General features: G+C 78.1%; 1 protein-coding gene. It reads right to left on the minus strand.

Features of this window, described 5'->3' with window-relative positions; translation table 11 throughout:
• On the minus strand, positions 1-256 hold a 256-nt coding region (locus ACKX14_RS16200; RefSeq protein WP_422449453.1), incomplete at both ends, for a hypothetical protein.

Genomic DNA, 256 nt, shown 5'->3' on the forward strand with positions numbered 1-256 from the left:
GAGCCGCGCGGAGACGGCACCTTCGAGACGGCCGTCCGCGGCGGGCGGCGACAGCGTGAGCCGCCCGGCGACCGCCGACGGCGCGAGCAGCGATGCGGGCGCGTCGGTCGACAGCACCGCATCCGCCGCGCCGCCGTCGAGCTCGATCGCGAGCGCGTCGGCATCGAGCGCGGCGCGGAGCACGACGTCGCCGAGATCGAGCAGCGGCACCGGGTCGCCGGCATCTGCCGTGCTCCGGACGCCGACGCGAAGCCCG

The organism is Thermorhabdus hydrogeniformans (genome assembly GCF_049310025.1).
Classification (GTDB): Bacteria; Bacillota; Thermosediminibacteria; order Thermosediminibacterales; family Tepidanaerobacteraceae; genus JBJYKD01.